This is a genomic window from Xanthomonas sp. LMG 12460, from assembly GCF_009192895.1.
Lineage (GTDB): Bacteria > Pseudomonadota > Gammaproteobacteria > Xanthomonadales > Xanthomonadaceae > Xanthomonas_A > Xanthomonas_A sontii.
Genome location: NZ_NKUH01000041.1, coordinates 15,308 through 30,519, shown reverse-complemented (window position 1 = coordinate 30,519; position 15,212 = coordinate 15,308). Strand labels below are relative to the sequence as shown.

The window sequence follows — 15,212 nt, the reverse complement described above, 5'->3', positions numbered from 1 at the left end:
CGTGTGGAGAACCGCGTTCGTCGTTCGCCGCTGTTGCCGGCGATCGCGCTGCCGGCCCTGCTGCTGGCGGCGGCCACCGTCGTCGCCGAGCCGGTCGGCAACCTGCGCACGGTCGCCGCCGGCACCAGCCGCGACGGCGTGCAGGGCTGGGACCTGCAGACCGACCGCGGCGTGCGCCTGCGCATCGAACTGCCGGCGGCCGACATCGTGCGCGTGCAGGCCGGGCGCCACGGCACGCTCACCGGTGCCGGCGACAAGGCCACGCCGATCGTGCTGCCGCAGCCCAAGGCCGCGGTGCAGGCGCAGCTGGAAGACGATGCGCAGGAGCTGCGCGTGCGCACCGACGCGCTGGTGCTGCACGTGCAGCGGCAACCGCTGCGACTGCGCCTGGAGCGGCTGGAACAGGGCCGCGCCGTCGCGCTGTGGCAGGAACTGCAGCCGCTGGACCTGGACGCCACGCAGAGCGTGCAGGTGCTGTCCTCGCAGGCCGACGAAGCCTATTACGGCGGCGGCCAGCAGAACGGGCGCTTCGAGTTCAAGGGCCGCGAACTGGAGGTGTCGTATTCCGGCGGCTGGGAGGAGGGCGATCGCCCGAGCCCGGCGCCGATGCTGCTCAGCAGCCGCGGCTGGGGCATGCTGCGCAATACCTGGAGCGACGGCAGCTACGACCTGCGCCAGCCCGACCAGGCCACGCTGCTGCACCGCGAAGACCGCTTCGACGCCTACTACTTCGTCGGCGCCGACCTGCCGGCCCTGATCGAGCGCTATACCCGGCTGACCGGCCGCCCGAGCATGCTGGCGCGCTGGTCGCTGTCCTACGGCGATGCCGATTGCTACAACGACGGCGACAACGCCAAGAAGCCCGGCACCGTGCCCGACGGCTGGCACGACGGCCCCACCGGCACCACCCCGGACGTGGTCGACAGCGTGGCGCGGCAATACCGCGAGCACGACATGCCCGGCGGCTGGATCCTGCCCAACGACGGCTACGGCTGCGGCTACACCAGGCTGCCGGAGACCGTGCAGGGCCTGGCCCGCTATGGCTTCCGCACCGGCCTGTGGACCGAGAACGGCGTGGACAAGATCGCCTGGGAAGTCGGCAAGGCCGGCAGCCGCGTGCAGAAGCTGGACGTGGCCTGGACGGGCAAGGGCTACCAGTTCGCGATGGACGCCAACCACCAGGCCTACGACGGCATCCTCGCCAACTCCGATGCGCGCCCGTTCCTGTGGACGGTGATGGGCTGGGCCGGCATCCAGCGCTACGCGGTGGCCTGGACCGGCGACCAGAGCAGCAGTTGGGACTACATCCGCTGGCACGTGCCGACCCTGATCGGCTCCGGCCTGTCGGGCATGGCCTACGCCGCCGGCGACGTGGATGCGATCTTCGGCGGCAGTGCCGAGACCTTCACCCGCGACCTGCAGTGGAAGGCCTTCACCCCGGTGCTGATGGGCATGAGCGGCTGGTCGTCGAACGCGCGCAAGCATCCGTGGTGGTACGACGAGCCGTACCGCAGCATCAACCGCGATTACCTGAAGCTGAAAATGCGCCTGACCCCGTACATGTACGGCCTGGTGCACGACGCCGCGCAGACCGGCGCGCCGCCGGTGCGCGGATTGATGTGGGAGGACCCACGCGATCCGCACGCACAGGACGAGACCTACAAGACCCAGTTCCTGCTCGGCCGCGACCTGCTGGTGGCGCCGGTATACCGCAGCCAGGCGGCCAGCCGCGGCTGGCGGCGCGACATCCATCTGCCGGCCGGCGGCTGGATCGACTACTGGGACGGCCGCCGCGTGCAGGCCGGCGCCGATGGCCGTCAGCTCGATCGCCAGGTCGACCTGGCCACGCTGCCGCTGTTCGTGCGTGCCGGCGCGATCCTGCCGATGTACCCGGCGATGCTGTACGACGGCGAGAAGCCGCTGGACGAGGTGACCTTCGACCTGTATCCGCAGGGGGCCTCGCAGTACACGCTGTACGAGGACGACGGCAACACCCGCCGCTACCAGCAGGGCGAGTCCAGCACGCAGGTGGTGCGCATGCAGGCGCCGGCGCAGGGCAGCGGCCCGGTGCAGGTATGGATCGATCCGGTGCAAGGCCGTTACGCCGGACAGCTGCCGCAGCGCCGCTATGCCTTGCGCGTGCTCGCGCGGCAGGCGCCGCGGTCGGTGCAGGTCGGCGAACGCGCGCTGCCCGCGCTCGCCGACGCCGCGGCCCTCGCCCAGGCCAGCGAAGGCTGGTACTTCGACGCCAAGGAGCGCCGCGGCACCGTGCACGTGCGCACCGCCGTGCAGGACATCCGTCAGCCGTTGCAACTGCGGCTGGACTTCCCGGTCGCCGCCGCTGCGGCCGACGACGCCTATCCGCCGGCGCCGGAGCTGGGCCGCGCGCTGCCCGCCGACAGCCTGCTGGTGGTCAACCGCCCGGCCGAGGAGCCCGGGCACCCGCTGGAGAACGCCTTCGACGACGACCCGGGCACCTGGTTCCGCAGCGTGCGCAACCAGGCCGTGCGCACCGGCGCGCACGAATGGGTGATCGGTTTCGGCGAGCGCAAGATGATCGACGGCATCGAGCTGGCGCCGCGCAACGACAAGAACTGGAAGCACGGCCAGGTGCGCGACTACGAGGTCTACCTGGGCGACAGCAACGGCGAGTGGGGCGAGCCGGTGGCGCGCGGCCATCTGCGCCTGCAGGAAGGCATGCAGCGCATCGACTTCCCCGCGCATGCCGGCCGCCTGCTGCGCTTCCGCGTGCTGAGCGTGCAGAACCCCGAGGGCGACGGCGCCGACAGCAACGATCCGATGGTCGTCGCCGCGCAGCGCCGCCCGCGCGCCTTCGACGCGCTGCAGCCGCGCGACGTCGGCCCGATCGCGCTGTCCACCTTCCACATCCTCGAGCACCCGGCGCCGGAACGGCCGGCGCAGCAGCGTTACTTGTCCGAACTGGCGTTGCCGGCGGCGCTGGCCGGTCGCGTGCGTGCCGACCAGGCCTTGCGCGGCGATGCCGGCATGCGCATGAACGGGCTGCAGTTCCGCCGCGGCCTGGGCGTGGGCGCCGACAGCCGCCTCGACCTGCGCCTGCACGGCGACTGGCGCCTGCTGCGCGCCGACCTGGGCATCGACGACGCCTGCCGCAGCGCCGGCGGCCTGCAGTTCCAGGTCTGGGGCGATGGCCGCCTGCTCTACGACAGCGGTCTGGTCAGCGCGCCGGGCGTGGTCAAGCCGGAACTGGACATCCGCGGCCTGTCCACGCTGAGCCTGCGCACGCTCGGCGCGCAGGGTCCGCAGCCTGCCCAGGTCTGCGCCAATTGGGCCAACGCCGTGCTGATCGGTCAGGAGGGCGACACCGCCAGCTTCGTCGCCCCATGACCGCCCCGTAACACCGCTCCTCCCCCGCCTTTCCCGACTGCGGCCGCCCGGCCGTGGCCCGGGAGCGCTTTGCCCGCCGATTCCGCGTTCGCGCCGCACCCTGCCAGGAGAGAACCCCGATGTTGCCCGCCCGTCACCGCCATCCCCGCTGTCGCCCGCTCGCTCCGTTGACCCTGGCCATCGCCGGTGTCCTGCTCGCCGCCCTGCAACCCGCCGCCGCACAGGACAGTCAGGCCGCCACCGACCTGGCCCGGGTCGAAGTCACCGGCTCCAACATCCGCCGCACCGACGTGGAGACCGCCTCGCCGGTGCAGGTGATCAGCAAGCAGGACATCCAGGCGATGGGCGCGCGCACCCTGCTGCAGGTGCTCGACAACCTGCCCGCGGCGCGGCCGGCGCAACAGGACGCGCGCTCGCTGTTCACCGGTTCCGATGGCGCCTCGCAGGCCAATCTGCGCGGCCTCGGCGCGCAGGGCACGCTGGTGCTGTTGAACGGCCGCCGCCTGTCGTACTACGGCGCGCCGGCCGGCTTCCAGACCCAGTTCGTCAACATCGATGCGATCCCGGCCGCGGCGATCGAGCGCATGGAAGTGCTCACCGACGGCGCCTCGGCGGTGTACGGCACCGACGCGGTGGCCGGCGTCATCAACGTGATCACCAAGCGCAACTTCCAGGGTGCGGAGATCAATTTCAGCAACGACACCTCCAGCCGCATCGACTCCTACGGCGAGCACCAGGCCAGCATCACCGCCGGCTTCGGCGACCTCACCGAGAACCGCTTCAACGTCTACGGCGCGGTCAACGTGTACCGGCGCGATGCGATCCCGCTGCGCGACTTCTACGACAAGCGCCCGGCGCAGTACTACGTCAACAATCCCAACTACCTGACCAACCTGCGCCTGGGCGTGGGCAGCAAGCCGGGCCAGTTCAACCCGGGCAGCTACTTCGCCTTCGACCCGGTCACCGGGCGCCGCGTGCAGGAAGCCGCACCGGACTGCCAGAACGTGCTGACCAGCGAGGCCGCCGGCCCGCGCTGCGTGTGGGAAACCTGGTTGAACAACGAGATCGACGCCGGCGCCAAGTCCGAACGCAACACGGCCTACCTCAACGGCACCTTCCTGGTCGGCGCCAGCACCGAACTGTTCGCCGAGGCCACCTACACCGACATCGACCTGCGCGCCAACGGCGGCACCCCACGCGCGTTCAACACCACCACCGGCAACCCCACCAGCTGGTTCTCGCGCAACACCGGCAACACCGTCAACCAGTTCCTGTATCCGTTCCTCGGGCCCAACAACGAGTACAACCATGCCAGCCCGCAGCTGAAGGCGATGATGGGCGGCGTGGTCGGCCTGCAGTACCTGCTGCAGGACGCCGGCCCCGACTACTTCGGCCAGCGCAACACCGACAAGAGCTACCGCGTGCTCGGCGGCGCGCGCGGTAGCTTCGGCGACTGGAACTGGGAAACCGCCTTCGCCACCGCCGGTACCCACTCGGTCACCTACCAGACCGTCAACGTCAACGTGAAAGGCTTCGAGAAGGCGTTCGGCCCGTTCACCATCGACCCGGGCACCGGCCGGGTGATCATCTCCGACCACCCGGCGTACAGGTTCGGCGAGATCAGCGCCGCCAACGCCGCGCTGATCCGCGAAGCATTCCCCACCTTCGACATCGAATCGTGGACGCGCCTGCACACCCTCGACGGCAAGATCGAAGGCCCGTTGTTCCAGTTGCCGGCCGGCGAGATGCGCGCCGCGTTCGGCTTCAACGCCAGCCGCGAGACCTTCTACACCCCCGGCAACCCGGACGCGGCCAACGGCCTGATCACCCAGCAGGGCGGCTCCTGGTTCGACGGCAAGCGCAACACCTATGCGCTGTTCGCCGAGACCGTCGCGCCGATCACCGACAAGCTGGAACTCGACGCCGCGTTGCGCGCCGACAAGTACCCGAACTTCAGTACCAACCTCGCGCCCAAGGTCGGCTTCAAGTACCAGGCCTTCGAGCAACTGTTGCTGCGCGGCACCTATTCCACCGGCTTCCGCGCGCCCAGCCTGGCCGAGTCCGGCAGCGGCGGCGTCTATGCGCAGCTGGGCGGCTACCGCGACGAGGTGCGCTGCGGCGAGACCAATGCCATCGCCAACCTGCTGCTGCAGTCGCGCCGCAGCGGCGACGTGGACCTGGGCAAGAGCCTGCTCAATGCCGACTGCAGCCGCACCGTGGCGCGCATGACCCAGCCGAACCCGGACCTGAAGCCGGAGAAGGCCAAGATCGCCACGCTCGGTTTCGTCTACGAGCCGGCCAACTGGCTGTCGGTCTCGGCCGACTACTGGTTCATCTATCGCGACAACGAGATCGTCGCCCCGGACTACCGCCGCGCCGGCGACATCACCGCCATGACCCGTTCACCGATCACCGACAGCGACCGCGCCAATCTCGCGCAGTTGGCGGCGATGTGCGCCGATCCGTCCAGCGGCGTGGCCTGCCCGGGCACGCTGCCGGGCTACAGCGTGGGCAATGTCGCCAGTGTGGTCGGCCAGTACCGCAACCGCGGCAAGACCCTGGTCGACGGCTTCGACATCGACGCGCGCAGCCGCTTCTCGCTCGGCCAGTGGGGCGGGCTGAACATCGGCCTGGCCGCCACCATCGCCAACCGCAACCGCTTCTACATGGACCAGGACAGCGGCTGGTACTACGGCGACGTGGTCGGCTACTACAACAACCCGCGCCTGCGCGCCACGCTCAACGCCGACTGGACCTACCGCCAGGTCACCACCAGCATGTTCGTCAACTACGTCGGCGGCACCAAGTGGGCCACCGACCGGATCGACGCCGAGGACAACAACCCGCAGACCTGCACCGCCGGCTACCTCAAGCTGCAGCCGAGCAAGTGCGATGGCGCGCCGTCGTGGTGGACCGCCAACCTCAGCGTCACCTGGCGCCCGGACGACGCCTGGAACCTGAGCTTCACCGTCAAGAACCTGTTCGACCGCCTGCCGTTCTACGATCCGAACAGCTTCCTGGGCGATTCCAGCGACTACGCCACCATCTTCGGCCGCGGCTACAGCGTGACCATCGGCTACCGCTTCAAGTGAGCGCACCTGCAGCAGCATGCGTGCCGGCCGACGCCGGCGCGCATCCCAGAGGAGACCGCACATCATGAAACGACGCGACTTCATCGCCGCCGGCGCTGCCATCGCCGCCAGCAGCCTGCTGCCGCAGACACCGGCCTGGGCGCGCAAGCGCACCCTGCGCCTGGCCATGATCGGTACCGGCATGCGCGGTCAGGTGCTGCTGACCGAACTGCTGCGCCGCGACGACGTGGAACTGGTCGCCCTGTGCGATAGCGAGCCGATCATGCTCGGCCGCGCCATGGCCATGGTCGCCAAGGCCGGCAAGCCCGCACCCACCGCCTACGGCCAGGACCGCGACGCCAATGCATGGAAGCGCGTACTGGCGCACAAGGGCCTGGATGGCGTGATCGTGGCCACGCCCTGGGAGTGGCATGCACCGATGGCGATCGCGGCGATGCAGGCCGGCGTGGCGGTCGGCTGCGAGGTGGTGGCCGGCATCACCCTGCAGGACCACTGGGACGTGCTCAACGCCCAGCTCGCCACCAGCACCCCGTACATGCTGCTGGAGAACGTCTGCTACCGCCGCGACGTGATGGCCGCGCTGCAGATGGTGCGGCAGGGCCTGTTCGGCGAACTGGTGCATCTGCAAGCCGGCTACCAGCACGATCTGCGCGGGGTGAAGTTCAACTCCGGCGACCCGGACCAGCCCTACGACAGCGGCGTGGAGTTCGGCGCCAAGGGCTGGAGCGAAGCGCGCTGGCGCACCGCGCATTCGGTGCAGCGCAGTGGCGAGCTGTATCCCAGCCACGGCATCGGCCCGTGCGCGATGTACGCCGGCATCAACCGCGGCAACCGCATCACCCACCTCAACGCGTTCGCCAGCAAGGCCCGCGGCCTGCACGACTACACCGTGGCCAAGAGCGGCGGCAACACCCATCCCAGCACCAAGGTGGCGTTCAAGCTGGGTGACGTCGTCACCACCACCCTGGCCTGCGCCAACGGCGAGACCATCCTGCTGCAGCACGACACCTCGCTGCCGCGTCCCTACTCGATGGGCTTCCGCGTGCAGGGCACCAAGGGCCTGTGGATGGATCTCAACCAGTCGATCCACCTCGAAGGCCGCAGCCCGCCGCACCAATGGGAAGCGTTCAAGCCCTACCAGGACCAATACGAACACCCGCTGTGGACGCGCTACGCCGCCACCGCGGCCGGCGCCGGCCACGGCGGCATGGACTGGTTCGTCATCCACGCCTTCGTCGAAGCACTGAAGGCGAGGGCACCGATGCCGATCGACATCTACGACGCCGTGACCTGGAGCGCGATCACCCCGCTGTCCGAACAGTCGATCGCCAGCGGCTTCCAGACCGTCGCATTCCCGGATTTCACCGCGGGCGCGTGGCGCCAGCGCACGCCGATCTTTGCGTTCGACGGCACGTACTGAGCGCGGTCGCCCCGGTACTCCACGCCTTGCATCCGTGCCGGGTGGCGGCCGGGTGTTTCGCTCCACGGACACTTGCATGTCAAACACCAGCGGCTATAGTGCCGCGCGTGGTGCGCTCCGGCGCGCTTTTTTCTGCGTGTCCAGTGTTGCGGTCGGGCCGATTCGCCTTGGGTGGATGGCCGGCCTGGGCTGGGCGTCGATCATCCTTTAGCCGTCAGTGAGCGCAATGAACGCACCCCTCTTGGAACTCGTCGAGCTTCTTTCTTCCGGCAGCACCGAACCCGACGAACGAAGCGAGATCGTTCGGGACATCGAAGCCTTCCTGCCGGAGCTGGAGTGGACCGAGTGCGAGGAACAGGCGTATGCAGTCGCGATCACCGCGGCGATGGAGCGTTACTCCGCCAACGGCGACAAGATGATCGATGTCCACCACGAGCTCTGCCAGATGATGGGCGACGCATTCCCTGCCTTTCCCAAGAACGTGGGGACGCAGACCGAGTACTTCACCTGGCTGGATCGCCACCTTGCCGAATGGACGGACGAAGGCGATGGCTACGACGTGGTGGACATCGACGATATGACCACCGAAGACCAGCACCTGTTTGTGGTCTACCGGCGCGACGTGCCGCGCATTCTCGAGATTGCGGCGTCGTTGGGCGTGCCCGCCAGGCGTCCGCTGGACTACTGGCGCGGGCTCGGGTACGTCTGAGGTCGGCTATCCAGGTAGGCGGATGACTCCCAGGAAGGCGTAGCGCGGCCACGCCGGTTGGCGGTCGAGCTGTAGAGCGACTCCGATCTACACAGGCGGCGCTTAATCGCGGAGATGATCTTGGGCGCCGCGAGAGAGAGCCCGGCCGCATGGTGTGCTGTCATTCGGCAGAGACGGGTGGCGCCGCATCACTGCTCACGCCCGCTCCCGACATTCGTCCGGCGGCGTGAGCCGCAGGTGTCGATCCACGCACGGCGTCCATCGGCACCCCGCGGATTGAAGCGCCCTCCCAGTGATGGAGCGCGCATGAACCGCGCTGGCGGACGGCGGACCCCGCGCTTTGCCCGCAGCCGGCAGACACGCGACAATGGACGGCCGATGTCCGGCGGTTGGCGGCATCGCGAAACTACAAGAAAACATACGCCGCCGTACTGTCGGTGCTGCCTATTTCCCCCTGCCAGAGGTCATCCGTCGCGTCATGTCGAATACGCCCAAGATCCTGTACACGCTCACCGATGAAGCCCCGTACCTGGCGACGCAGTCGCTGCTGCCGATCGTCGCCGCGTTCGCCGGCACTGCCGGCATCGCCGTGGAGACCCGCGACATCTCGCTGGCCGGCCGCCTGATTTCGCAGTTCCCCGACTACCTGCGCGAGGACCAGCGCATCGCCGACGACCTGGCCGAGCTGGGCCAGCTGGCGACCACGCCGGAAGCCAACATCATCAAGCTGCCCAACATCAGCGCCTCGGTGCCGCAGCTCAAGGCCGCGATCAAGGAACTGCAGCAGCAGGGTTATGCGCTGCCGGACTACGTGGACGAGCCGAAGGACGAGAAAGAGAAAGAAGCAAAGGCGCGCTACGACAAGGTCAAGGGCAGTGCGGTCAATCCGGTGCTGCGCGAGGGCAATTCTGATCGCCGCGCGCCGGCCTCGGTGAAGAACTACGCGCGCAAGCACCCGCACCGCATGGGCGCGTGGAGCGCCGAGTCCAAGTCGCACGTGGCGCACATGGACGCCGGCGATTTCTACGGCAGCGAGCGTTCGGCGCTGATCGAACAGGCTGGCAGCATCAAGATTGAGCTGGTCGGCAAGGACGGCGCGGTGACCGTGCTGAAGGAAAAGACCGCGGTGCAGGCCGGCGAGCTGATCGACGCGGCGGTGATGAGCAAGCGTGCGCTGGCCGCCTTCGTGCAGGCGCAGATCGCCGATGCCAAGCAGCAGGGCGTGCTGTTCTCGCTGCACCTGAAGGCGACGATGATGAAGGTCTCCGACCCGATCATGTTCGGTGTGGTCGTCGAAGCGTTCTACCGCGACGTGCTGGACAAGCATGCCGCCACGCTCAAGCAGGTGGGCTTCGATGCCAACAACGGCATCGGCGACCTGTACGCGCGCATTGCCAGCCTGCCGGAGGCGCAGCGTGCGCCGATCGAGGCCGACCTGCAGGCGCTGTACGCGCAGCGTCCGGCGCTGGCGATGGTCAACTCCGACAAGGGCATCACCAACCTGCACGTGCCCAGCGACGTGATCGTCGATGCGTCGATGCCGGCGATGATCCGCGACTCCGGCAAGATGTGGAACGCCGAAGGCAAGCTGCAGGACACCAAGGCGGTGATCCCGGACCGCTGCTACGCCGGCGTGTACCAGGCGGTGATCGAGGACTGCAAGCTGCACGGCGCGTTCGACCCGGCCACCATGGGCAGCGTGCCCAACGTCGGCCTGATGGCGCAGAAGGCCGAGGAATACGGTTCGCACGACAAGACCTTCCAGATCCCGGTCGACGGCACCGTGCGCGTCACCGATGCCGGCGGCACGGTGCTGCTGGAGCATGCGGTGGAAGCCGGCGACATCTGGCGCATGTGCCAGACCAAGGACGCACCGATCCAGGACTGGGTCAAGCTGGCGGTCGAGCGCGCGCGCCTGAGCGCCACCCCGGCGGTGTTCTGGCTGGATCCGCAGCGCGCCCACGATGCGCTGATGATCCAGAAGGTGGAGCGCTACCTGCAGGATCACGACCTCAACGGCCTGGACATCCGCATCCTGCCGCCGGTGGAGGCCACCGCGTTCTCGCTGCAGCGCATCCGCAAGGGCGAGGACACCATCTCGGTCACCGGCAACGTGCTGCGCGATTACCTCACCGACCTGTTCCCGATCATGGAGCTGGGCACCAGCGCCAAGATGCTGTCGATCGTGCCGCTGATGGCCGGTGGCGGCCTGTTCGAGACCGGTGCCGGCGGTTCGGCGCCCAAGCACGTGCAGCAGTTCGTCGAAGAGAACTACCTGCGCTGGGATTCGCTGGGCGAGTTCCTGGCCCTGGCCGCGTCGCTGGAGCACCTGGGCCAGCGCCACCACGATGCCGCCATCGGCGTGCTGGCGCGCACCCTGGACCAGGCCAACGGCCAGTTCCTGGACAACGACAAGTCGCCCTCGCGCAAGGTCGGCGGGCTGGACAACCGCGGCAGCCACTTCTACCTCGCCATGTACTGGGCGCAGGCGCTGGCCGCGCAGGACGAGGACGCCGTGCTGAAGGCGCGCTTCGCCCCGCTGGCCAAGCAGCTGACCGAGCAGGAAGCGGCCATCGTCGCCGAGCTCAACGGCGTGCAGGGGCAACCGGTCGACATCCAGGGCTACTACCGCCCGAACCTGGATCTGGTCAGCAAGGCGATGCGGCCGAGCAAGACCCTCAACGACGCCCTGGCGACGTTGAACGCCTGATCGCCCGAACTCGATGTGACGCAAGGGCCGCCCCTCGGGGCGGCCCTTTGCGTTTCCGGCGCAGGAAACGTTCGGTAGGAGCGGCTTCAGCCGCGACAGGGCGTTCCCGGTGCGGCCGGTCGCGGCTGAAGCCGCTTCTACGGCCGACCTGCGTCCGGCTCGATCCTGGCGAAGCGGGCCGCTGGATGTGCGCACGAGGCGGAGCGTGGCAGGGTGCCCGACACCCGCGCGACGCCACCACCTGGGTACACTGCGGGCATGCCCTCCACGCCGCTGCCGCTGCCGTCCGAACGCCGTGCCCTGGTCATCGGCCGCATCGTCTTCGAGGCGTTCGAGGACTACCACGCGCGCTTCGCGCAGATCTCCTCGCGTGCGCGCCAGCGCTTCGAGGCGCGCGACTGGAGCGCGGCGCGCGAGGATGCGATCGAACGCATCGCGCTGTACGACCAATGCATCGCCGAGTGCATGCTGCGCCTGCGCGCGGTGCTGCTGGGCCAGGCGCACGATCGTGCGCTGTGGATCCGCGCGCGCGACCACTACGCCGAGCTGATCGCCGCGCTGATCGACCAGGAACTGTACAAGACCTTCTACAACACCCTGACCCGGCGCTTCTTCCGCACCCAGGGCGTGGACGCGCAGATCGAGTTCGTGGCACTGGACATCGAGCCCACCGACGCCATCACCCACCCGGTGGCGCGGCACAACTACGTGGTGTCCGAGGCGCGGCCGGTGGACGCGTTCGTGCGTGTGCTCGGCGACTACCGGTTCGACGTGCCGTACGCGCACCGCACGCGCTGCGCGGCGGCCATCGCGGTGCGGCTGCAGGACGACCTCGCCCACTGGGGCGAGAACCCGGTGCGCGGCATCGAACTGCTGGAGACGGTGTTCTATCGCGAGCGCCGGGCTTACCTGATCGGCCGTGTGTTCGGCGAACACCGCTTCTCGCCCTGCGTGATCGCCCTGGTCAACGACGAACAAGGCCTGCGCGCCGAAGCGGTACTGACCAAGCGCAACGACGTGGCGCAGCTGTTTGGCATCTCGCGCAGCTATTTCCAGGCCGACCTGGCCACCGTCGGCGATGCGGTGGTGTTCCTGCGCAGTCTGCTGCCGCACAAGCCGATCGACGAGCTGTACACCATGCTCGGCCGCGCCAAGCAGGGCAAGACCGAGCGCTTCCGCACCTTCTTTCGCCACTTCCAGGCGCATCCCAACGAACAGCTGGTGCATGCCGAGGGCACGCCGGGCATGGTCATGGCGGTGTTCACCCTGCCCAGCTACCCGCTGGTGTTCAAGCTGATCCGCGACCGTTTCGCCTATCCGAAGACGATGAGCCGCGAAGAGGTCGAGGAGAAGTACGCGCTGGTGTTCAACCTCGATCGCGTCGGCCGCCTGCTCGACGCGCAGCCGTACCGCTCGCTGCGCTTCCCGCGCACGCGTTTCGCGCCGGCGCTGCTGAAAGAGTTGATGGAGGGCTGCGCGCGCAGCTTGCGCGAGGACGGCGACGACCTGATCGTCGAGCTGTGCTACGTGCAGCGGCGCCTGCGCCCGTTGAACCTGTACCTGCGCGAGCAGGGCGCCGAGGCCGCGCGCGAGGCGGCGCTGGACTACGCGCAGGCGATCAAGGACATGGCCCGCAACAACATCTTCCCCGGCGACATGCTGCTGAAGAACTTCGGCGTGTCGCGGCAGGGCCGGGCGGTGTTCTACGACTACGACGAACTGTGCCTGGTCACCGACTGCAACTTCCGCGACTGGCCGCAGCCGCGCAACGAGGAAGAGGCGATGTCCGCCGAACCCTGGTTCCACGTCGCCCCGCGCGACGTGTTTCCGGAGCGCTTCGCGATGTTCATGGGCCTGCCCGCGGCCTCGCTGGAGGCGGTGCGGCATGCGCACGGCGAGCTGTTCGATCCGCAGTGGTGGCGCGACCTGCAGGCGCGGCTGCGCGAGGACGACTATCCGGACGCGCCGCCTTACCCGGATGCGCTGCGCCTGGCCTGAGTTGCCGGCGGGCCGCCAGTGCGTTGTAATCGGCGCCTCATCTCAGGCAAAGGAATGCGCGATGCACCGTCGATCTCTCCGTTCGTGGTGGCGCTGGAGCGCCGTGCTGTCGCTGCTGCTGGCATCGACTGCCGTTGCCGCCGACGGAGTCGGCCCGGGCGCGGTGCGCAAGCAGATCGAGAGCAGCATGCTGGTGAGCGGCACCATCGACATCGAACCCAGCGGCGCGGTGTCGGCGCTGGCGCTGGACCAGCAGGAGCGTCTGCCCGAGGGCGTGGTCGGCTTCGTCCGCAACAGCGTGATGCAGTGGAAGTTCGAGCCGGGCATGCGCGATGGCAAGCCGGTGCCGGCGCGCGCGCCGATGACCCTGCGCCTGGTCGCTAAACGCCTGCAAGGCGACGACTATCAGATCGAGATCCGCAGTGCCGACTTTACCCGCTACGATCCGAGCGATCACAGCGTGGTGACCGCGATTCAGATGAAGCCGCCGGCCTATCCGGAAGCCGCCTACAGCGTCGGTGCCGCGGGCTCGGCGTACCTGGTGCTCAAAGTGGGCCGCGATGGTCGCGTCGCCGACGCCGCAGTAGAGCAGGTCAACCTGCGCGTGGTGGCGTCCGAGCGGCAGATGCAGCAACTGCGCGACGTGCTGGGCAAGAGCGCGCTCGGCGCGGCGCGCAAGTGGACCTTCCGCCCGCCGAGCGAAGGCAAGCACGTGGATGCGCCGTACTGGAACGTGCGCGTGCCAGTCGATTACGCGCTGCTCGACCAGCCCCGCCAGGGTGCGCCGTCGGCTTATGGCCGCTGGATGAGCTACGTGCCTGGCCCGCGCCAGCGCGCGCCGTGGAGTGCCGACGAGGATGCTGCCGGCTTCTCGCCGGACCTGCTGCCGGCCGGTGGCGTGTACATGGCCGGCAACGGCGGCCCGCGCCTGCTGACGCCGCTGCAGGGCGGTTGATCGGCGACGGTGTTCGCCCGGTCTTACAGGCCGGGCTGCCCCGCGTAGACCACCCGCCGACGTTAGCGCGCGGCGCGGCGGTCGTCGTCGCGGCGTCGCGTCGAGACGACCAGCACCGCCAGCAACAGTCCGGCCAGCAGCAGCGACGCACCGACCGTACCCAGGTCCAGGCCACCCTTGCCGGCCGGCTTGCTGAGCAGGTCGCCGAGAGTCGCGCCGAACGGGCGGGTCAGCACGAACGCCGCCCAGAACAGCGCCGTGCGCGAGACCCGGGTGAACGCGTAGGCCAGGGCGATTGCCGCCAGCAGCGCCGCGATCAGCAGCGCGCCGCCGGCGAAACCCAGCCCCGAACTGTCGGCCAGGTAATCGCCCAGCGCGGTGCCCAGGGTGTTGGAGACCAGGATCGCCAGCCAGTAGAAGACCTCGGCACGGCCTCTGCCGATCCGCGCGACCGACAGGCTGCGTTCGCACAGCCACCAGGTCGCCAGTACCGCGACCAGCAGGCTCACCAGCAGCAGCGCGCCCTGCGCGTAGCCCAGGCCCAGGCTGCGGTCCATGTAGTCCGACAGCGTGGTGCCGGCGGTGCTGGTGGTCAGGATCACCCACCAGTAGCGCCATGGCTGGAATTGGCGCGCGCGCAGTTGCGCCCACAGCGAGACCAGGAAGACCCCGAGCAGCAGCACGCTGCTCAGCGCATAGCCGACATCCAGGGTCATCGACAACAGATCGCCGCCGGTCTCGCCCAGAGTGGTGGCGCAGATCTTCATCACCCAGAAGCCGAGGGTGACCGGGGCGACCTTGCTGACGGCGGTGTTGGCGGTGACGGGCATGGCGGCGGGCGCGGCGGGGCGAATGCCGCACATCTCACCCGCGCTCACGTCGAAAGACCGTCGGACCCTGTATCGGCCCGTTACCGGGTACGGCCGATGGCCACAAACGCGAACGCCCCGCCGAAGCGGGGC

8 protein-coding genes are annotated in these 15,212 nt (G+C 69.0%); 7 read left to right on the top strand and 1 reads right to left on the bottom strand.

The annotated features are described in order from the left end of the window. The first annotated feature begins 3 nt into the window (after positions 1–3). From CEK66_RS09450 to CEK66_RS09420, 7 genes are all read left to right on the top strand, one after another. The gene (locus CEK66_RS09450) at positions 4–3,366 is read left to right on the top strand and encodes a TIM-barrel domain-containing protein (RefSeq protein WP_152236742.1); all 3,363 of its coding nucleotides are present in this window, start codon (positions 4–6) and stop codon (positions 3,364–3,366) included. Positions 3,367–3,485: 119 nt separating this feature from the next. Next, a complete protein-coding gene (locus tag CEK66_RS09445; protein ID WP_152236741.1) occupies positions 3,486–6,458 on the top strand; it encodes a TonB-dependent receptor in 2,973 nt (990 codons plus the stop codon). Between the two features lie 64 nt (positions 6,459–6,522). Further along, entirely contained in the window at positions 6,523–7,878 is a 1,356-nt protein-coding gene (locus CEK66_RS09440; RefSeq protein WP_152236740.1) for a Gfo/Idh/MocA family oxidoreductase, read from the top strand. A 226-nt stretch (positions 7,879–8,104) separates the two neighbouring features. After that, the gene (locus CEK66_RS09435) at positions 8,105–8,587 is read left to right on the top strand and encodes a hypothetical protein (protein ID WP_152236739.1); all 483 of its coding nucleotides are present in this window, start codon (positions 8,105–8,107) and stop codon (positions 8,585–8,587) included. A gap of 478 nt (positions 8,588–9,065) precedes the next feature. Further along, complete coding sequence (locus CEK66_RS09430) at positions 9,066–11,297, top strand: NADP-dependent isocitrate dehydrogenase (RefSeq protein WP_152236738.1); 2,232 nt, start codon at positions 9,066–9,068, stop codon at positions 11,295–11,297. Between the two features lie 258 nt (positions 11,298–11,555). Next, positions 11,556–13,295 (top strand): bifunctional isocitrate dehydrogenase kinase/phosphatase, encoded by a 1,740-nt coding sequence (aceK, locus tag CEK66_RS09425; RefSeq protein ID WP_148828665.1) that lies wholly within the window; start codon positions 11,556–11,558, stop codon positions 13,293–13,295. Between the two features lie 61 nt (positions 13,296–13,356). Continuing rightward, the gene (locus CEK66_RS09420; protein ID WP_226978555.1) at positions 13,357–14,250 is read left to right on the top strand and encodes an energy transducer TonB; all 894 of its coding nucleotides are present in this window, start codon (positions 13,357–13,359) and stop codon (positions 14,248–14,250) included. 62 nt (positions 14,251–14,312) lie between these two features. Here the strand turns inward: CEK66_RS09420 and CEK66_RS09415 are convergent, their stop codons facing one another. After that, positions 14,313–15,113 (bottom strand): hypothetical protein, encoded by an 801-nt coding sequence (locus CEK66_RS09415; protein WP_152236774.1) that lies wholly within the window; start codon positions 15,111–15,113, stop codon positions 14,313–14,315. Between the last annotated feature and the right edge of the window lie 99 nt (positions 15,114–15,212).

What these genes read in the sequence shown, in the direction of transcription:
- CEK66_RS09415 (WP_152236774.1), bottom strand. Translation starts at nt 15,113, where the DNA reads ATGTGCGGCATTCGCCCCGCCGCGCCCGCCGCCATGCCCGTCACCGCC.
- CEK66_RS09430 (WP_152236738.1), top strand. Translation starts at nt 9,066, where the DNA reads ATGTCGAATACGCCCAAGATCCTGTACACGCTCACCGATGAAGCCCCG.
- CEK66_RS09440 (WP_152236740.1), top strand. Translation starts at nt 6,523, where the DNA reads ATGAAACGACGCGACTTCATCGCCGCCGGCGCTGCCATCGCCGCCAGC.
- CEK66_RS09420 (WP_226978555.1), top strand. Translation starts at nt 13,357, where the DNA reads ATGCACCGTCGATCTCTCCGTTCGTGGTGGCGCTGGAGCGCCGTGCTG.
- CEK66_RS09445 (WP_152236741.1), top strand. Translation starts at nt 3,486, where the DNA reads ATGTTGCCCGCCCGTCACCGCCATCCCCGCTGTCGCCCGCTCGCTCCG.
- CEK66_RS09435 (WP_152236739.1), top strand. Translation starts at nt 8,105, where the DNA reads ATGAACGCACCCCTCTTGGAACTCGTCGAGCTTCTTTCTTCCGGCAGC.
- aceK (WP_148828665.1), top strand. Translation starts at nt 11,556, where the DNA reads ATGCCCTCCACGCCGCTGCCGCTGCCGTCCGAACGCCGTGCCCTGGTC.